This window comes from Pseudogemmobacter sp. W21_MBD1_M6, from assembly GCF_052119585.1.
Taxonomy (GTDB): Bacteria; Pseudomonadota; Alphaproteobacteria; order Rhodobacterales; family Rhodobacteraceae; genus JBGQOJ01.
In genome coordinates this window covers 72,428-93,315 of the sequence record NZ_JBGQOJ010000001.1, presented here as the reverse complement: position 1 = coordinate 93,315, position 20,888 = coordinate 72,428, and the positions used below count along the sequence as shown (strand labels likewise).

Here is a 20,888-nt window from a genome sequence, read left to right as displayed (position 1 = left end):
CACCGACGGTCTTTGTCGGGGCCAATTCCGGCCTGACGCTGGATGTGACGCTGGACACGCAAAGCGCGGAGATGTCGACAAGCGTGACGCTAGGTGCGGTGACTGTGGATGTCAGCACCTCGACCGGGTCCGAAGACCCGCTGTTCTTTGGTCTGGTCCCGCGCGACCCGTTGAACGTGGTCACAGACGCAAATCCGTCGCATTTCTTCAGCCTCGGGGTGAACGGGAATATCGCGAATGCGGCCAAGCTGAAGCTGGCCAAGGCCGATATCGAACTGGACCTGAGCGCGGACGAGCGGTTTGCGATACATATGCCGGTTTACGGCGAGATATCGGCGGCTGGCCTGGGCTCGTTCGAGGCAAAGCTGCTGGACATGGATCTGTCATTCGATCCGGGCGTTTACCTTCAGGCCGGCGCTGTCACCCCCTTCGAGGCGCGCAGGGTGACCGATGCCACCGCCACGGATTTCGATGCCTTCCGTGCGAACAAACTCCTTGCGGTTGAATACGAATTCGCGCCGGAAATGGTCTTTGATGCGACCAAGCTGACCGAACTGCTGAATATCGCCAAGCAGGAGCTGAACTTTACCGCCTTGTTCGAACAGCTGGGATCCGCGATCAACGCTGTGGATACCGCCACGACAGAAATCGATATTCCCTTTGTCAACAAGACCATAGCAGAGCTGATCGGCGTGCAAAGTCAGGCGGATGGTTTCTTTACCGATGTGAACGCGATCATTGCGCAATTGATCGCCGCCTCTACGCCGACGACGGGCAACAAAAGTGGCAACCTGGACTTCCTGAACACAGAAGTGCGCAACACCCTGTTCAAAGGCAGCACAGAGCCGGGCCTTGTGTTCAATGCGGGCTTTGTCTTTGGTCGCGATAGCGAAGACGCTCTGGTTGCCAAGGAACTGCTGGTTGATTTCAACCTCAGCTTCTTTGACCTGCTCAAGGCCTACGGCGTTCTGAACATCGACCGCAATGTCCGCCAGACACTGCGTCCTTCGGAATACCTGCCGCAGGAAGAATTGAACCTGCTGCGGGCGCTGGGTGTCGATATTGATGTCGAGATCAGCCCTGTCGACCTTTTGTTCAGCTTCGATATCGGGATCAAAGGCCAGATCAGCATCGAACTGGGCGGAACCTTTGGAACGCCGAGCTTTGTTACGACACTCAATGAAGGCAGCGGCGCCTATGTCGGGTTCGCCGCCCGCGCGATGATGCAGGATGCCAGCCTGTCCGCCGGTCTGACCTTTGTGCCGGGCGCCAAGATTACCGCGTCCATTCTGGATGCGACCTTTGCGCTGGACGCGGATGGCGACGTCGAAACCGACGCGGCGGGCAAGATCATCAACGATGGTCTGGCGACGATTTCCTATGTCACCGTCGGGGATTATTCCAAGACGCTTGCGGCGGGTCAGCCTGTCGTTACGACCGGATCGCTGGCGATGCATCTGGTCACGCACGGCAAAGCCGCGCTGATCCTGCCCGTCTATTTCCCCGTGCGCACATCGGCGCTGACCGGATCCGACGCCATCGTCGACTCGGGTTATTTTGCCGACGCCGGCGCAGAAGCGAACCGCTATGCCAAATACGCCTCGACCAATATGGAGGGATGGGGCGGCACTGGCGTTCAGCGCAATGCGATCTTTATCGGCTATGATCTGGACGGCATGACGGTGAACGAAACCCAGGCGAGCCTGACAAACCGTCTGTATTATTATGTTCCGAACCCGATGCCCCAGATGGGGCTTGGCATGTTCATCGAAGACCCGCTGTTGCTGGTCGATGGTCTGCTGAAGGTGCTGAACGCGCTGGATACCACGATCCGCCGCGCGCCTGTGTTCCAGATGGACCTGCCGTTCATCGGTGACGAGTTGCGCAAGGGTGCAACCTTTGTCAGCACCACGCTGATTGACCCGATCGAAGATATTCTGGGCGACCTTGGCAACCTGATCCGTGTTGAAAAGGCCAAAAACGGCGGCACATTCACCGCAGTCGACCTGATGCAATTCGCGATCTACCAGTTGATCGAAGAAATCGGCGATGCCACCGACGGGCGCATTCACTTTGTCGATGCGGCGGGCAACCTGATTGAGGATTATAACGACGTCGATGTGACGTTGACAGAAGGCTATGACGATCTGCGCATCGGCCTGCGGGCCATGGGCGAGATCTTCGACCCGATCGTCGTGGATATCGATGTGGGCGGCACGGTGCCCGGTCTGCCGCTGTCGTTCGACTCGGATGCGGTGATCACGCTTGGAATCCGCTATGATATCGCGCTGGCCTTCGGCGTCAGCTATATCGACGGCGGGCTTGATTTCTACATCGACACCAAGGCGAACCCCGACCGCGACGCGGAAATCCTGCTAGAGGCTTACGCCGACCTTGATGACGACGCGAACTTGCACGCGACATTGGGTTTCCTTGATTTCGACGTGACCAACCTGTTGAAAGACGGGCATAAAGAGCTGTCCGCAGCATTGACCGTTGACCTGAAAGATCCGGGCACGGCCGCCGCCGACAACCGTCTGTCGTTGTTGCACGAACTGCGCGGCGCGAAATTCCGCGATATTGTTGCCGCCGAATTCAACGCCCGTGCCGAAGTCATCCTGTCCTTTGAATCCTCGATCGGCGGCTCTGCCAACTTCCCGCGGTTCATGACCGATTTCCACTACTCGCAGACCTTTGTCAGCATCGACCTGACGACAGGCAAGCAGCAGTCGAAACTGGGCGGCACGCCAGAGATCACGTTGACCGACATCCGTCTGGATCTGGGCAGCTTTATCTCGAATTTCGCGGGGCCGATCCTCGCGGAAATCCAGAAGATCACCGGCCCGATCTCTGATGCGCTTTCGCCCATTGTCGATCCGCTGCCTGTTGTGTCCGACCTGATGGGGTCACCGACGTCGGCCCTGAAGATGATCGAGATGTTCGGCGGAGCGGGCGCCGCGAAATACATCGCCTATTTCAATACGATCAAGGGCATCATCGACCTGATCAATTCGATCCCGGCCCCCGGCGATGCCGATGGTGTTGTGATCCGCTTTGGCGACTACCAGATTTCCGGTCCCGGCAAGGACGCGCGCAACAGCCAAAGCTACGACGCCAAGCAGATCGAGGCGCAAAGCGGCGGCAAGAAGGTCGATCCGTCGGCACAGGCGAAAACGCCGGTTGCACCACCGGCGAACAACGCCGCGCCAAGTTCCGACAAGTCGAACAAAAAGGCCAACGGCAAGACGCAGGGCTTCCTGAGCAAGGCAAGCAACATGCAGGGCCTGCGCTTTCCGATCCTGACGAACCCCGCATCGGCCATCGGTCTGTTGACCGGGGCCAGCAACGTCGATCTGATGATTTTCGATCTGCCAGAGCTGTATGTGGAAAAGCGTGTCAGCAAGGACATCTGGATCTGGGCACCGTTCCTGTCGGCCACCTTTGGCGCGGGCATCAGCGCCACGGTCAACCTTAGCTTCGGGTTTGACAGCCGGGGTCTGAACCTGTTCCGCGACAGCGGCTGGAACAACCCTGAATATCTGTTCCTTGGTCTGCATGTGCGCGACTGGAACGACGACGGCACAGAGCGAGTCGAGTTGACCATCAAGATGGACATCACGGCCAGCGCCCAGATCGGCGGCAACTATGTGATAATGTCGGTCAAGGCGGGCATTGCGGGCGGCATTTTCGCGACGGTCGAGTTTGACCTGAACGACGTTGCCAGCCGCGAAGGCACCTATGACGGCAAGCTGTATATCGACGAGCTGGTCTATATCATGGAGCGCGACCCACTGGGGCTGTTCGACGTCAGCGCCGAAGTCCGCGCCAAGGTCTGGGCCTTTGTCGAGATCAAGCTGGAACTGTTCATCACCACGATCACCATCTTCTCGAAAACCCAGACGCTGGTGGATGTGCTGATCTGGCGCTTTGACTACCACAAGCATTTCCAGCTCGCACCGCTGGGCGAGGTCAATGATGGCATCCTGACGGTCTATACCACCGAAGGCGCGGACCGGATCACCATCAACGAGACGCAGGACGGCAAGATCCTTGTGGATGTCGCAGGCGACCTGCAACGCTTTGAAAACGTGACCGAAGTGGTGATCGACGGCAAAGGCGGCGATGACTATGTGCTTATCGCCGACACCTTTACCCGCAAGGCGACCATTCGCGGTGGTGCCGGCCGTGATACGCTGATTTCCGAAGCCGACGCCGAGATCTATTTCGATGGTGGCGCGGACAATGACGTGCTGACCCAGAAGGGTGGCAGCATGGTCACCTTCCGTGGCGGCGCGGGCGACGATACCCTGACCGGCAACGTCGGTGCAGACCAATTGTTCGGCGATGACGGCAACGACATCATCTATGGCGACGAGCCGGACGACCTGTTCCGCTCTGCTGCTGCGGCAGGTATCGGCGGGGCCGACTCTATCTACGGTGGCGCGGGCAACGACCAGATCTTTGGCCAGTATGACGACGATGTCATCTACGGCGACGCGGGCGATGACCGCATTTACGGCCAGATGGGCGATGACACGCTGAATGCAGGGGCGGGCCGTGACGAGGTTTACGGCGACGACGGCGCGGACCGGATCAAGGGCGATTCCGGGGTTAACCTGCTGGTAGGGGGCAAAGGGATCGACACGATCACCGGCGGCACCGGCGCAGACACCATTCGCTGGGTCGTCGGCGATGCCAACGACATCATTGATGGCGGCGCAGGCGGGGCGGACCGCGTAGAGATGCTGGCGGCTGAATTCGCCGGCGGCGCTGCTGGCGGCGACCGGGTCGAGGTCAGCTCGATCGAGAATGGCGGATCGCGTGTGGTCTGGCAGGATGCGGTGCTCGAGATGCTCGAGATCCGTGCGACAGAGACCATCGACATCAACTTTGGCATGGGCGAGGACACAGGCGTTGTCCTGAAGGCCGCCGACACTGTGGATGCGAAACAAATCGTGTTCCAGTTGGGCGCTGCGCAGGCGGGACGACCCGGCGACCGCGCCACCGATGTGGTGCGTATTCTGGGCGATCAGACCGGCAACGACAAAATCACATCGACCGCCGTTACCGGCGACAATTCGACCTACCATATGTTCGACAGCATCGGTGTTGCCGAAATCCAGGCGATTGTGCTGCGTGATCATTCGCGTGGGGTCGCAGAGGAAGACACCGTGCGCCTTGAAACAGGCGGCGGCGATGACATCATTGATCTGAGCGGCCAGCGCATCGCGCAAGGGTCTGCCGGTGGGGTGGTGCGTCACATCATTGCGGGCGACGACAATGACACGATCATCGGCAGTGCACTGGACGAGATCATCGATCTGGGCGCTGGCGACGACAAGGTTGATCCGGGCAAGGGCAACGACATCCTGATTGACGGCGGCGGATATGACATATTCACCTATGACGCCGCTCAATTGGGCGGTGACAGTTCCGCGGTGAAATACATGCTTTCGGGCAGCGAGTTGGTTATTGCGCAAGCAGGCGACACGCAGACAGAATACCTGTGGGATATCGAGGAAGTGCGCCTGTTGGGCACTTCGGCGGATGACACATTCGACGTGCGCGATTTCACGGCGCGGGCCCAGCTTGACGGGCGCGACGGCTCTGACGCCTATCTTGATCGTGCGAACGAGGGCGTTGCCCGCTTCGGCGTGGAAACCGCATCGACCAACATGGTCGAGCTGTCAGGCACGTTTGTCGGCCACGATGGCGATCTTCTGGTCGGGCTGGAGGTCGCGAGCCTTCTGCTGGCCAGCGACACCGGCACCTTTACCGGACTTGAGGAAGGCGTGACTGTTGTGCGCGGCACACGGTCGGGCGTTCTGGCCACCTTGCTCAGCTATTCCCCGCAAACCGGACGGCTGCTTTTGGGCAATCTGACCGGCGTGCCGGAGCATGGCGAACAATTCGAGATTGTCGGTAAATCTGCCGTGGCTGCAAAGGAATTGCGGCTTGCGGCGGATCTGCCGGTCGGAACCGATCTGGCCACGCTGGTTGCGGTTGGCGACCTGCTGACCCGCGACGAAGTGCGCACACCCACCTCTGCGGCGATCGCGCCTGACGGCCTGTTGGCGGTCACCGGCAAGGCAGAGCTGAGCCTGCCAGGCCTGAATGGCTTCACCTTGGTTCAGGTCGTCGAAGGCGGCATCGCGGCACCCGAAACAGTGTTGCGCCGGGCAATCTCTGGCGGCGCATTCGAGACGATCGGCACCATCGCGGCCTGGAACGATACGGCCAAACGCATGGCGGTAGAGCTTTTGGACGGGGTCAAACTGTCTGCCACCGATACGCTTTTTGTCGGCGGCGATCCCGAACAGCGGGTTCTGACGACTTCGGCGGGGCTGACATCTGTCGGCGCGGGGCAGCAGATCCTGTCCGCATCCGAAGGCACGCTTGTCATGCGTCTGGTGCTGGACGCCAGCGGTCTGTCCGAAACCGCCGTGGTCTATGCCTCGTCGGGCACGGACCTGCGCGCGGTCGGGCGCTTTGTCTCCGCAGATGCGGTCGAGGGCACCGTCACTGTGGCGGTGGACCCCGGCGCGCGGATCACTGCGGGCGATACGATTCAGGTCGAGATCACTCCGCACAGCGTGCTGCGCGTCACTCTTGTTGACGTGGCGCTTGGCACCTTCGGGGCAGAGCTGTTGTCCGGCACTGTCACCGACGGCACGGTTGTCAGCCTGACCACCCCGACCGGCACGGTCGAGGTGTCCATCCGCAACGGCGAGACTGCCAATCCGCAGACGCCGCTGACCCTTGCCCGTCCCATTGGCACGATTTCCATTGGCGATCTTCTGTCCGAGGACAATGGCGCTGCTCTTTACCGGATCACCGGCTTCGATGCGGACACCGTCACCGTTGCCCTGCTTGAAGGGCGCTGGTTCGAAAGCGTCGGCGTCACGCCCGCACTGGACGCGATCCAGAGCAAATACGCCGCGCCCGCGCTGAAAGTGACCCATGCCACACTGACCTATGCGGTGCACAACGGCGCAACCGCACCGGCCCCGTCTGTGGGCGAAGTCTTTAGCCTGACCAACGCCGGAATCGACGCGCTGATCCGCATAACGGGTCTCGTGGGCGATCAACTGTCGTTCGACCTGCTTGAGGGGCGCATCGGCACGGGCGTTCTGGACACGAGCCTAAGCGTCAATGGTTCGCTGCCCGCAGTCGGCACCTATGGCATCGCCCGTTTGGGTCAGACCACACCGACCGGCACGATCCGTATCGGGTCCCTTGCGATCCAGCGTGCCGCGCCGCCTGTCGCGCTGCGTGTCGACCTTGACGGTCTGGCAAATGGTCCGCTTTTGCTGATCAAGGACGCGACAGTCATCCGCGTTGATGCCGGTGGTGCCGCCACGCTTCTGACCGGCGCACCCGAAGTGGGTGGCGTCTATGATGTTGTTGCGGATGGCATTGCCGCCGGCACCACGTTTACCCTGAACAGCCAGCGGTTGGCGTTCAAGGACCAGACGCAGCCTGCCGTCCGGGTCACATTGCCGTTCGCCTCGCTCGAGGTGTCCGGAAACACGACCGTTCCGCCTGTGGCGGGCAGCCTTTGGCAGTCCACCACCCTACCCGATGTGGTGATCCGCATCGTGGCCATCAACGACACGGCGATTACGGCGGATCTGTTGTCGGGCACTCTGGCGCTTGACGGTCTTGACGCGGCGCTTGCGGGCATCACCGGAATTCCAGGTTTGGATCTTGCGCAGCAGGATGGATTCCTTGGCTTCCATCTGGTGGGCAGCAGCACGACGCCACAGATGCTTCTGGCACTTGGCGGCACCTCGACAGAGGCGCTGACCGGCATTCAGATCGGTGCCGATCTTTCGACCGCCGATCAGGGCGAAACCCTTTGGGTCGGCGCGGGTGTCGACGGTGCTGTGGTCTCGGTCCACAGCGGCGTTGCCCGCCTGTTGGCCGGTGTTCTGACGCAAGGCACAGTGCTGACGGGGGCCACTACCGGCGCAAGCTGGACGGTGCAATCGGCAGGCCGCGCGGCGACCCTCAGCGGCGCTTTGTCGTCCGAACTGACGCAGAACTACAGCTACACGGTCGCGGTCGAGGGTGACTTCGGCACGGTCTCCGGCGCCTCGGCCTCTCTTCAGACGCGGTTGGCCGCCGGACCTGTCACGCTGTACGCGGTCAACGCGTCCGGAAACATCAGCGCAGTCGTTGTGACGGCGGTGAACGGAAATCTGGGCACAATCGACCTGAGGGGCGACGCCGGACTTCTGGCGGCGGGCACCGCCCTTTACGACTTTGGCGTGGCGGCCAATGCGGTGGGCTTTACCCCCGACCTGCGCGAAACCGACCGCCCCGTTTTGCGACTGGAACGCAAGATCGCGGGCCTTGACGCCGCAGCCGGTGCCGTTCGTTTCACCATGATCGAAACCGCGCCGCTTGAACGCTCTGTCGAAACCCGTGTCTTTGCGGCGCTTCAGGCGGGCGACGGCCCTGTCCGGCTTTACACCGCGCAGGGCGATGCGGTTCTGGTCACCTTTGCCGATCAGGCCAAAAGCCAAATCAGTTTCCACTTTGAAACGGTCAGCCCCGATCAGACCGGCACGGCACGGGCGCGGGTCGCCTTTGCAGATATGGCCCTTTACGCCACGCCATGGGACACCGATATCACCGATCGTCCGGTTCTGCGGCTTGTCAGCCCTCTGGCGTCCGAGGTTCAGGCAATGTCCCTGATCGCCGCGCGCGTGACCGAAAACACCGCAGGCGGGGTTGTCATTTCCGGCCTGACGCAGCCCTTCTACAAGGGTCAGGATGTCATCCTGATCGACGGCTCGGCAACCGGCACCACCGGCGCCGTGACCGATATTTCTCTTGATACATCACAGCTGCACATCTCTGTCGCCGACAGCGGCGTCGCGGCGACAACGCTGCTTCAACTCAGCGGTGGCGCGACACTGGCAGAAATCGCCACCCGAAGCCTTGTTCTGAACCTTGATACGGCCATCGTGAAAATGCCTGCGGGCTTTGACGGGACATTCATCAAGGACCAGCCGATCTTTGAAATGCGCGAGATCGTCGGCGTATGGACGGCGGTCGAAATCGGCACCGTTGCCGTGTTCAAATCGGGCGCGGGCGAATTGCACATCGACCTGAACGCAGGAGAGATCATCGGCTTTGGCAGCCGCCTGTATTCCGAATATCTGGCGACAGGGGTGGATGCGCATACCGGCGATCTGGTGATCGAGGACAGCACCGACCTGAAACGCACCAACAAGCAGGTCGTCTGGCAGGGCCTGAACGGCGCGGACCTGACGCAGGCCGGATCTATGGGCTTTGTGACCGGCGACAGTCTAATTTCGGCCGATGGCCGCACGTTGTTCGACATCGGCTTTGTGGGCACTGCCCGCGATGCGTTCGGCAATCCGCTGAACACCGCCGACCTTGACCTGATTTTCAACCGCGTTGCCGTGCCGTTCCAGCCTTTCGCGCCGGCGCAGCGGGTTACGGTTCTGGCTCCGACGGGTGGCACCTATACCGATCTTTTTGCAGCGCAAGGCGGGTTCAATCTGCGCGGCGGGTCGCTTGACGTGTCCTTCGGGCCGGACGGTTGGCTGCTGAAGCTTAATCAGGATGCGATTGCAGGTTTTGAAGCACAGTTGATCGCCCATCTTGCCGCGAATTACGGCGGGTCCTCGTCCTTCGTCGATCCTGCCGCGCTGAAGCGCATGGCAGACGATCCGGCACGGGGCGGATTGTTCCTGTCGTCGCTGCCACTGGCAACCGGCGAACGCGGTCTGGATACGGGCCGTATCGTGGGTTGGGATGGGGTGCAGGGGGTTCTGTCCCTTGAAATCCTGCAACAGGACCGTGCAGAGGCAAGCCTGTCGCGTCAATACGGGCAGGATTTCTACCTGCGCGAGCAGCCGGTTTACCGCATCGACGACATCGGTTTGACGGTCAGCACGCCTGTGCCAGAGGTCGGGCCTGTGGTGGATGGTATTTCCACCGTCGCGATCTCGTTGTTGAACACTGTGCATCCGGCCAACTTCAACTTCAGCGCGGATTACACGCATATCTACGCAGTTGATAAGGTTACCGGCGCATTCCTGGCTGTGGCCAAGGTTGACCATGACGCGACAATCGCGTCGATCGGTGGCCAAGCCTCGGGCACCCCGCCGCAAATCATCGCCAACGCGCTGGATGCTGCCGCAAACGGCTGGACCGAACTGAACCTGACCAACGCCAGGTTCATTCTGGCCGAAGGCATGGACCAGCTGGCATTGGTCAACACGGCCTCTGCCGTGACTGCGGACCCCGAAACCGGCATTCGCACTGTGACCGTGACGGTCGACAAATCTGCCGCGCTGGGGATCGAGTTCAGCCCGACCACGGGCGAGCCGCGCTTTGCGCAGGTTGTCAGCATTGTCGGCACAGGCGCGGCGCGCTTTGACAATAACGCAATCGGCCGTGTGAAATCGGTCGTCGAAACGGCGACCACCTATGAGCTGTCCGTGCAACTGGGCCAGACCACTGCGGCCCCCGCTGCGGGTGTCACGCTGCGCTTTGCAACGGCGGACCGGATCGCCGTCTTCACTCTGCCCGCAGAGACCGAGACGCTGATCACATCGGCCCGCGTCGACTATGCGGCGCAGGTCTCGCTCGGGAACCTGAAGTGGGTCGTCGAGACCGTCACACAGACCCTGACACTGGATAGTGTCGCGGGGTTGGTCGTGGGCGACGAACTGACGCTGAACGGTGCGCTGGTGAACGGCGTGCTGGACACGACAGAGGCCGGCACGATCGTCGCGACCATCACCGCGATCAACGGCAATGCCGTCACCGCAGAACTGCGCCGTGGCGCGGATATATTTGCCGGTGTCAGCGACCTGACGATTGAACGTCAGGGCGATCTTGTGGGTGGTAACGCCTGGCAGGTGACCGGCGATCTGGTCAAGATCGTGGATGGCACAGTGCCAGATATGGGCGCGGACAACCGGACAACAGCCGACTGGAGCGTCGAGCAGGGCAGCAATGCCACCCGCGATGTCTGGAGCTTCGAGCTAAGCTATGCGCCAACGCCTGCCGAGGCCGGAGTGCTGGCCAAGGTCGCCAATGGCGACGCATTGACCCCGACCGAGGTGCTGATTTACGAAGGCATGGTTCAGCCGTATCGCCCGCTTGTGAACGATCGCTTGAACTTCCGCGATGGCACGTTCGGCGACCGCACCCGTGCCGCCGATCAGGGCACCGTTCTGGACATCGTCGAAGTGTCGGAAAATGTCTTCCGCGTCTTTGTCGAAGTGACATGGCAGGAACTGCAAGACCCTGAAATCGCGACAGATATGCAGTTTGTCAAAGGCGGCGCGACCTACAGTGTGGTTGGTGCGCTGGATGTTGTTCTGGCCGATGTCAACGTCGATTGGACCAACACCACAAGCGACAGCTTTGTCGATCGTCGTCTTGACGGTCTGGAACGCGCCAAGCCCAAGGATTTCTACGCCGATCAGACATTCACCCTTGCAGACGGGGCAGGCACGGTTGCCACGGGTCGCATCAGTGATTGGAACCCTGAAACCACCGTCATCACCCTGTCGGGCCTGACCAGTGGTTTGACCGGTGCGGCGGCGCTGTCGCAGCAACTGACCGACATCGTGAAAGACAAGCAAAAAGTCACCAGCGAAATCGACGCCTCGGGTGCCGTGATCGTGGGCGAACGGGTGCTTGTCACGCTGTCCTCCGCCACGAATCCGCCTAAAACGGGCACCGTTTTGCGGGCAACCACTGGCGGCGTCGATGTTGAAATCGGCCGCGTTCTTCAGGTGTTTGCCGATGGGGTGACGGTCGAGCTGTTGATCAACCGCGAGGCGCTGAAAGCCTATCCTGTGGTGACGGGCCTTGCCGTCGCATGGACAGGATCGGATGCCGCGCAAAGCCGCGTGGACGGCACGGTCGCTGCCCTGCGCACGGATGCTGTGGTTTCCACGGTTCTGCACCGAGTTGGCGCCACCAATCCGATCGAAGACCTGAACCGGGCCGAGATCGACCCGCAACAGGGCGATCTTGTGTTTATCGGCGGTGTCGCAATAGGCGAGGTCATCAGCTTTGATCCCGAAAAGGGCTTGCTCAGCTTTGCGGCCCTGCAAGGGCAACTATCGACGATCGCGCTTGATGCGCTTCTGACCGTGACGAAATCCGACGGCACGACTCTTGTGGTCGATGCCGGCGGCGCAAGCGAATTCCGCATTGCCGGGATCAAGATGGGGTCGGTCAACTACATCGGCACCGGTGTGGCGGCGGCGCAATCGGCTGGCGGCACCAGCCTGTCGCTGGAGGGTCTCGCGCTTGAATTCGCGTCGAAAGACGGGTTGGGCAACGCGCTGGTCATCAGCAATCTGGACAGCAGCGGGTGGGGTAGTCTGCCCGGTTCGCAGCTGCTTGGGTTTGACGGGGTTTCCTTCCTCAACCGCGACCGCATTGTCGTGGCCATCAACGAATTGCCGGACGCGGCTGTCAGTTGGCAAGACCATCGCGACTGGGCACCGACAACGCCCGCGACGCAGGCGCATCTGTTCGGCATCGACCGGACGCAGGTGTCCGTGTCGCTGGATGGCGGCACCACCTTCCGCATTGAAAACGGCGTTCTGACCACGGTCGCGCAAGAGGCCGATCAACGGTTCATCAACAACTCCGGCGGGGATGAATTGTTCATCCACGGCACCAACGGCAGTGACATTTTCACTTTCGACAACACCGGATCGCTGAGCTACGCCTATGGCCACGGCGGCAAGGACACGTTCAACGTCGGGTCGATCATCGAGGCCCGTCAGGCCCCCAACCCCGAGGGCGAGGGCACGGTTACCGTGGTCGAAACCACATCCGGCACCGCGCATGACACCCGCATGTTCGGCGGCGGCGGCAACGACTATTTCCAGGTTTACCGCAACAAGGGCGAGACCTGGCTGTTCGGCGATGCGGGCGACGACACGTTCTTTGTCAAGGCAACGCTGGGCATCACCAACATTGGCTCCGGCAAGGGCAAGAACAAGGTCGGCTTCAACCGCAACGCGCCACTTCACATTGATGGCGGCAGCGGGTTCGATACGTTCATTCTGGAAGGCACCGAGATCGGCGATCAGTTCATCGTCTATGTGGACGATGACGGCGTGCAGCAGATCAAGGGCGCGGGCATTGATCTTGGCTCTATCAAGAACATCGAAAGTATCCAGATCAACGCCATCGACGGCGACGACACGATCTACATCTACGGCGTGAACGCCGAAACCCGCCTTACGATCAATTCGGGCCGCGGCAACGACCAGATATTTATCGGCGGTCCGGCCCGTGTGTTCGACCCCGTGTCGCAGACCATTGATCTGGACAGCACCGCCGCCACCGCGCTGGTGCCGGTCATCACCTATACCGAGGTTGAAGAGTTCGTTCCCGGCTTTATCCGCGTGGAACGCACCACCAATGCCGACGGCACCGAAACCGTGCGCCAGGTCATCGTGCCGGGTTACACCGTCAAGAAACGCGTCGCGACGGTCGAACTTGTGGCCGTTGGTGCCACGACCCAGACAGAGCGCAAGCGCATCTCGCCAGAGGCGGCGATGGTGGGGCAACAAACCGATCTAAGCGCCTTCGACAACCTTGTGATCCTGGACGGGTCCGCCGGTGCCGACACTGTCGACTTCCAGCTTTATGGCAGCGCGAATGGCACCAGTGCCGATGGCGGTATGAGCACGACAACCGATCGGGATATCCTGATCCGTGCCCTGAAAGCCGTCTACGGTCAAAGCTATGTGCCCAGCGAGGCAGAGCTTATCCCCGTCGATAGCCCCGATAACCAGACCTATGGTTGGGTCACGGGTTTTGGCGGCAACCGCCAGGGCATCGTGCTGGACAATCTGGAACTGGTGCGCATCCAGCTTGGTTCCGCCGATAACAACTTTGCGTTGGAAGCGGTCGATAAGGACATCAAGTTCGCGGTTATCTCCTTGGGTGGCGGCAACGATGTTGTGACCGCTGGCCGGATCACCGACACACTGCCCGAACCCACCATCGGCGACGGCAGGCTGATCGGCCTGACGATTGCCGGTCAGCTGGCACCGGTTCAGGATTGGCTGGCGGCGCAGCAGGCCGTGCTTGACGGCCTGTCAATCACAATCACGCAGCTGAACCTGCTGGCAATCGCCGTGCGCGATTTGCCTGCGGGGGCGCAACTGACGGCCGGGGTGCTAGAGCGCTGGTTGCACGGGTCCGATGTGGCCCCTGTGACTGCGGCCTTTGATCTGGCCAGCGTCACGCAGGCGGATATCACCCAGCTGAACGCCGATTACGACGCACAGAACGGGCCGTTGTTCGGTCTGACACTCGACCGTCTGGCGCTGGACACGCGGGCATGGTTCGCGGAACGTGAAAGCCCGCTGGCGCTGTCCGGTCTGACGCAACTGCAACTGCTGATCGCAGCGGTGGATCTTGGGGTCACGCTGGACACAACGGGTTTGACCACATGGTTCAGCACCCTGACCCTGTCCGCGCTAGACGGTGTCGCGCTGACCGCAAAGTGGGAGGCGGCGAACCCGCGCCACGGTGGCCGTGTCGGCTCTCTGGCAGATATCTACTCGCGCGCGGCCCTGATCGGCGGCACCGGTGACGACCTGATCCAGATCTACGACAGTGCCCGCTCTGACGCGGTTCTGGCGCAGGTCACCGCGATCAACCTGAAGCCCTTCAACCCCGAAGACCCGTCTGTGGCAACGCAGGACGAGATCAACAAAGATCCGCTGCAACAGCGCATCGACTTCACCAACATCCGCTTTTCTGCGCGTGATGGCGGGGCGGGGCCGGACGGCGCCTTTGCGATGAACAGCTTCGAGACGACAGAGGTCTATCTGGGCACAGGCAACGACAGCGTCGAAGTCCGGTCTGCCCTGCAACCGATCTTCATCTTTGCGGGTGGCGGCGATGACGAATTCTTCGTCGGCTCCACGCCGGATGACGCGCTGACCTCGTCGCTGGACGGGGTCAACACCACGGTCAACCTTGATGGCGGCACGGGGTCGACCCGTCTGGTTATCAGCCGCGGTGGCGACAGCGACCCGACCGGCAACGTCGAGATCAACGACAACGGCGTGGTGATGCGTCACTTCTCCAGCGATGATCTGGCCATTCCGCCACTGGTGACAACCGTGATCTACTCTGCGGCGACCACTTCTGAGCGGGTGCTTGCAGGAACCTATGTCGGCGAGGCGCAAAGCGGCTTTGACCGTGGCGTCGTGGTCTACACCGGCGACGGCGACGATCGCACAGTGCAGATCAACACCATCCGTTCCGAGGCGCCGACAACGGTCTTCCTTGGGGCAGGCAATGACACCGCGACCGTTCTGCGCACTGCGACGGGCGAAAATATCGGCCTGAAAAACGCCATAACCGGCGATCCGCATGACATGCTTCAGGTCTTTGGCGGCGACGGCAATGACACCATCGACCTGTCTCTGGCGCTGGTGAATGTGCGCGCCTTCGGCGGCGATGGCGATGACGTGCTGAAAGGCTCGACCGGCGTCGATATTCTGGTCGGCGGCATGGGCAACGACGAGCTTCAGGGCTATGGCGCGGCACTGTTGGGCGATCCGGCGGATGGCAGCCTTTGGGGCAGCCAGCTGGAGGTTCTGGCGGGCGACGATCTGGGCCGGATGTTCACGCGGGTCGAGGGTATCAACACCGTCACCTACCGTCTGCCGGGTTTCATCGACACCAACAGCCAGTACTTCGATGCACGCTGGATGGAGGCGGGCGGCGTCTATCTGTTCGACCGGTCCGACAGCGCAGGTCAATTGTTCGATCTGGCCGAGGCGGTTGACGGCGCGGGCGTTCTGATCCGCAATGCCGAGAAGAACTATCGCGGCGGCGATCCCTTCGCGATCTGGAACACGATGGCCTCACCCACGGAAACGCTGGGTCAGGAGGGCGGCAATGACCTGATCTTCTCGGGTGTGGCGCTTCCTAGCAAGCTGGGTCTGTCGGATACTTTGGCAACGACGCTACAGGGCACCAATGTGGTCTTTGGCGGTGCGGGTCGCGACCGGATCTATCTGGGTGATACAGATCTGGCCCATGGCCACGGGCACATCATCTTTGGAGACGAGGGCCAGTTGCGCCTGAACGAGATGAACGAGACAGCAACGGCTCTGGTGCGCAAACTCGACGCCCAGGACATCACGCTGGCCCGTCCCCCCTATGACGAGCCGCGCGGCGATGACTGGATCCAGTATGGCGCGGGCGATGCCTATGTGCTGGCCGGGCACGGCAATGACGCGATCTTTGGCGGGTTGAACCCGGATGGCAGCGACGCGGCGGGCCAGTTCCGCAGCCGTATTCTGTCTGACATGGGCAAAATCCGTCTGGTCGACGAAACGACAGAAATCGCCTTTATGGCAACGGATGCCGATAGGCCCGGTGGCGATGATACGGTCGTTCTGGGCAATGACGACGCCGACTGGATCGGTGGCGGCGGCAATGACCGGATCTGGGTCGGCTATACTGCCGCGATCAATCCCAGGGCTGTGGCCGGCGGGAACGCCGATCAGGCGGTGATCGTTGATGCGGACGGTCAGCCGATCCATCTTGCCGATGTGCTGGGCCTTGTGATCCCGCAGGGGCTGCCGCAAACGGCTGTCACCTATGGCACCGCGCCGCTTCTGATGCTGGGCACCGACCGTGGCGCAACCTTCGGCAGCTGGAGCTGGGTGCCGACGGTTACGGTCATCGACACCTCTGCCGCGACGCGCAAAGCGCAGGTTGTGAACCTTGTCAGCGATTACGGCTCGATGACGCGCACGGTCTACAACTACGAGGCGGGCGTGAACGATACCGGGTTGGTGAACCCGTATAATCAGGTCAGCCGTGGCCTTGACCTGTTCACCGACAATGCGACAACGCCGCTGGTCGATTTTGTGGTTCGGTCCAATATTCCGTCGAACGACTTCAACGCGGATATCGACGTGCTTCTGGCCGGCGATCCGCTGGCGCAGGCAGGCAACAGGGGCGATGGCGGTAACGACAGCGTTCATCTGAATTCTGCCCGTGGCAATGTCATTCTGGGCGAGGGCGACGACGAGCTGGTCGCGCTGGATACCAATGGCGCACTGCCATTCGACGCGACCGATACAACCAACCTGAACACGACGGGCGAATACGGTCTGGCTGTTCTTGGCGATACCGGTTCGCTGGCGCGGATGCTGGGCTTTGCCGGTTCCGCCCTTGACGGCGACCGCCTGATCCAGGTGCGCAACAGTGTGGACGAGACACCGATCGGCGTGGAATCCGATGCGGCGCAGCAGTCGCAGATCGACCGTGGCGGCGACGACATCATTGATCTGGGTGCAGGTTATCATGTGGTTTCGGGTGGTCTTGGCCATGATGTGATCCGCGTGGCGGCCGACAGCAGCGACTATCTGCGCCAGATCGTGTCCGGCGACGGCGCGGTCATCACCTTCGATCCGCGTGTCGGGATGTCGGCACCGCGCAGCATTCTCAGCTATGAGAACGCCGAGCGTGACAGCGCAACCGCGATTGCGGGTGCTGGCGACAGCTGGGATGACATCACGATCGGCAATGGCGATATTCTGGCCACAGGTGGCATCGGCAGCGATGTCATGACCCTTGGCACGGGCCGTCATATCCTTGCGGGCGATCGCATGGACCTGCAAACGCTCAGCTGGAATGCCGACGATCTGCGGAACGAGCTGATCCTGAAGGATCTGATCACCACTGTGGTTGGCGGCGACGACATCATCACCTCTCATGCGGCCAAGGTCACGCTTTTGGCCGGTGCGGGCGATGATACCGTCGCACTTCAGGTTGGCATGGCCGAAACCGAAGAAGGCCGCGCCATTGTTCTGGGGGGCCGCGGGCAGATCACCCTTGATATGAACGTCGCGGAACTGATCGGCAAAACGGGTATTGTGCCGGACGATGCGCGCGCCATTCCCGATGTCTTTGACGTCGAGCGTCTGGCGACTGTCATCGGCAAGGACACCGAACAGGTGCCCGCAGATCCGAATGCGGCGAACTTTGCCGCGCTGAAGGATCTGTCCGGCGGCGACGATAAAATCACCCTTGGTCATGGCCGGATGGTTGTGATCGGCGGCGGCGGTGCCGACGAGATCACAGCAGGCAATGTCAGCAATGACGACGGCACGGGCAATCCGGGCCGCGCGATCATCGCGGGCGACGTTGCCGAGGTTGTTCTGACACCGGATGACGCCAGCTACAAAGTCGTAAGCTTTGTCAGCGCCAGAGACGACAACGGGCTGCTTCGCAAGTCGGGCGGTGACGACAAGATCACCGTTGCGGCAGGCGATGTCGCGGTGATCGGTGGCGACGGCGTTGATACGGTAACGGTCGGTGACGGAAACGCGGTCATTCTGGGCGATCACGGTGACATCCTGTTCGACAAGACCGCGAACTGGGCGCTTCGGTCGGTCGTGAATGCGCCGACTGCCGGCGAAGAGGCCGACTTTGCCTCGCTGTCCGGCGATGATGTGATCCAGCTGGGTCGCGGCGCGCTTCAGGTCGTCTTTGGCGGCGCCGGCAGCGATACGGTAACGGCGCAGGTCGATGTAGATGGCAATCCGCTGGTGTCCCTTGCCCGGAACGACAGCTATTTCGCCGGTGACTATGCCGCCCTGTTCTTTGATCCGGCGGCGGGCGAAATGCTAAGCTTTACCGCGCGGGATGTGCTGACCACGGCGACCTGGAACGATGGTTTCACCACCGGAAGCGGTGCGGTGCGGGCCATTCTTGGCCGTGGTGCGGACAGTCTGTCCCACGGCGACGGTCTGGCCTATGTGCTGGGCGATGGTGGCGAAATGTTGCAGAACCCTGCGACATTCGCGCTGACAAGCCTGATTGCCGAGACCGACGCGCTGGCGGCATCGGGTGCCAAAGACACATGGACCGGCGGTGCAGGTCTGCATGTGGGTATCCTGGGGGCTGCTGGCGACGAGGTGCATCTTGGCGACGGGGAAACCACGCTGTTGGGCGACTTTGGCCGGATCCTGTTCGATCCGACGCAGAACGACACCCTGAAAAGCGTCAACAACGCGCCGCTTGGCGGAACGAACGCCTCTTATACCGCGCTGTCCGGCGATGATGTGATCCGGTTGGGGCAGGGCGCGCGTCAGGTGGTCTTTGGCGGGGCGGGCACCGATACGGTGCACGCGCAGGTCGATGGCAACGGCGATCCGCTTGCGGCGCAGGTCGCTGGCACACGGAATGACAGCTACTTTGCCGGTGACTATGCCGATCTGCTGTTCAACCCGTCGGAAGAACAGATGCTGACCTTCGTCTCGCTCGATGATGCGGGCACACCGGCTGGCAACGATGTGTTCACCACCGGCAACGGTGATCTGCGTGCGATCCTTGGAACGGGCGAGGACAAGCTGACAAGCGGCGATGGTCTGGCCTATGTGCTGGGCGATGGCGGCGAGATGGATCAGAACAATCCCGGCTTCATCCTGTCCCGCATGGAGGCGCGGACCGACGACGCAGCGATCGACGCGGCGGCAAAGGATCAGTGGACCAGCGGCATCGGCCAGCACATCGGCATCATGGGTGCGGGCGATGACAGTGTTCTGCTGGGCGATGGCGAAGTTATTGCCCTGCTCGATTATGGCATCATCCTGCGCGACCCTGCGTCGGGCGATCTGGACTATGTCGAGGACATGAACACCAGCCGTTACGGCAATGACAGACTGGTTGCCGGATCGGGCAGCGGGGTTGTCTTTGGCGGCGGCGGCAACGATGTCATCCTGACGGGGCGTGCGCCGGATGGGTCTGTGGCCGCGAATGACGGTCAGCATATCATTTTCGGTGATACGGGCTATGTCGACTTTGATCCGGCGTTGCCGGGTGTCATGGGGCTGGTCAAGATCGAGAACCTGCTGCCCGAAATGCGGGGCAACGACGTTCTGGCCGGTGGTGCGGGCCGCGACATCATTCTTGGTGGCGCTGGATCTGACGACGTCAGCGGCGAGGGCGGGCGCGATATCATCGCGGGCGACTTCCTGCGTCTGGACTTTGTGAACGGGTTCGTTACGGATATCGAAACTCCGCAGATCTACAACCAGTCCGGCGCGGGGGATATCCTGCGCTCTGGTTACAGCGGTGATTTTGTGTTCGGCGGAACCCAGTTCAACCAGTTCGACACGGCCGCAGGCGTTGACGTTATCTTTGAAACCTTCGGTCGCGTGCTGTTCGCGGCGGATCAGGGGATTGATAAGCTCGACTTCCTGTTCAACATGGGCGTCAGCCGCAGCCTTTTGGATGATCGCGTGCTTGCGGGGCAGGTGCCGTCCACGACTGTTCTGGGCGCCACAAGCCAACTGGCACGCAATACGATCGCCATCTTCGATCTGTTCGCGAACATCGGCAAAGGTGACGCCGCCGAAGAAGATACCGGTTTTGCCGCCTTCCTTCAGCAGTTCGTGCGCATTATGACAGAAGAGCATATCGACCCGAGCATCAATCAGGAGTCTCTGCCATCCATCGCGCAGCCCATGTTGGCAAGCGAACCGCAGCCCGCCCCGACCGAAGCCGAAGTTCCGGCTGAGGAAGAGGCGCAGCAGGAACAGGCAGCCCTTGCCGGTTCTGATGGCGGTGCGGCTGGAATGCGGGTTGTTCTTGGCTCTGAAGGCGGCGATATGATCGGGGCGTCCGATGTGATGGCCGAAGGCGCGTCGCATGGCGGTATCTTGACTGTCTTCGAGGCCGGTGCCGCAATGGCGGTTGCAAATCGCAGCACTTGGCGTCGTTATGGCTCCAAGAATGTCGGCAGCCTGGAACAGCGCCTTCGGGTCTGGCAGGACGGCCGGTTCTCGCTTCGGGGCGACGCAAAGGAAAAGGCTTCGGAATACTTGTAA

1 protein-coding gene (cut by a window edge) is annotated in these 20,888 nt (G+C 61.5%); it reads left to right on the top strand.

Annotated elements, in window-relative coordinates; all coding sequences use genetic code 11:
• Positions 1-20,888, top strand: partial view of a DUF4347 domain-containing protein gene (locus tag ACEN2R_RS00355; protein ID WP_442038060.1) — the 3' portion only. Its footprint begins 18,799 nt before the window's first position; the window shows 20,888 of its 39,687 coding nt (coding positions 18,800-39,687); its start codon lies beyond the left edge, outside the window; it ends in the stop codon at positions 20,886-20,888.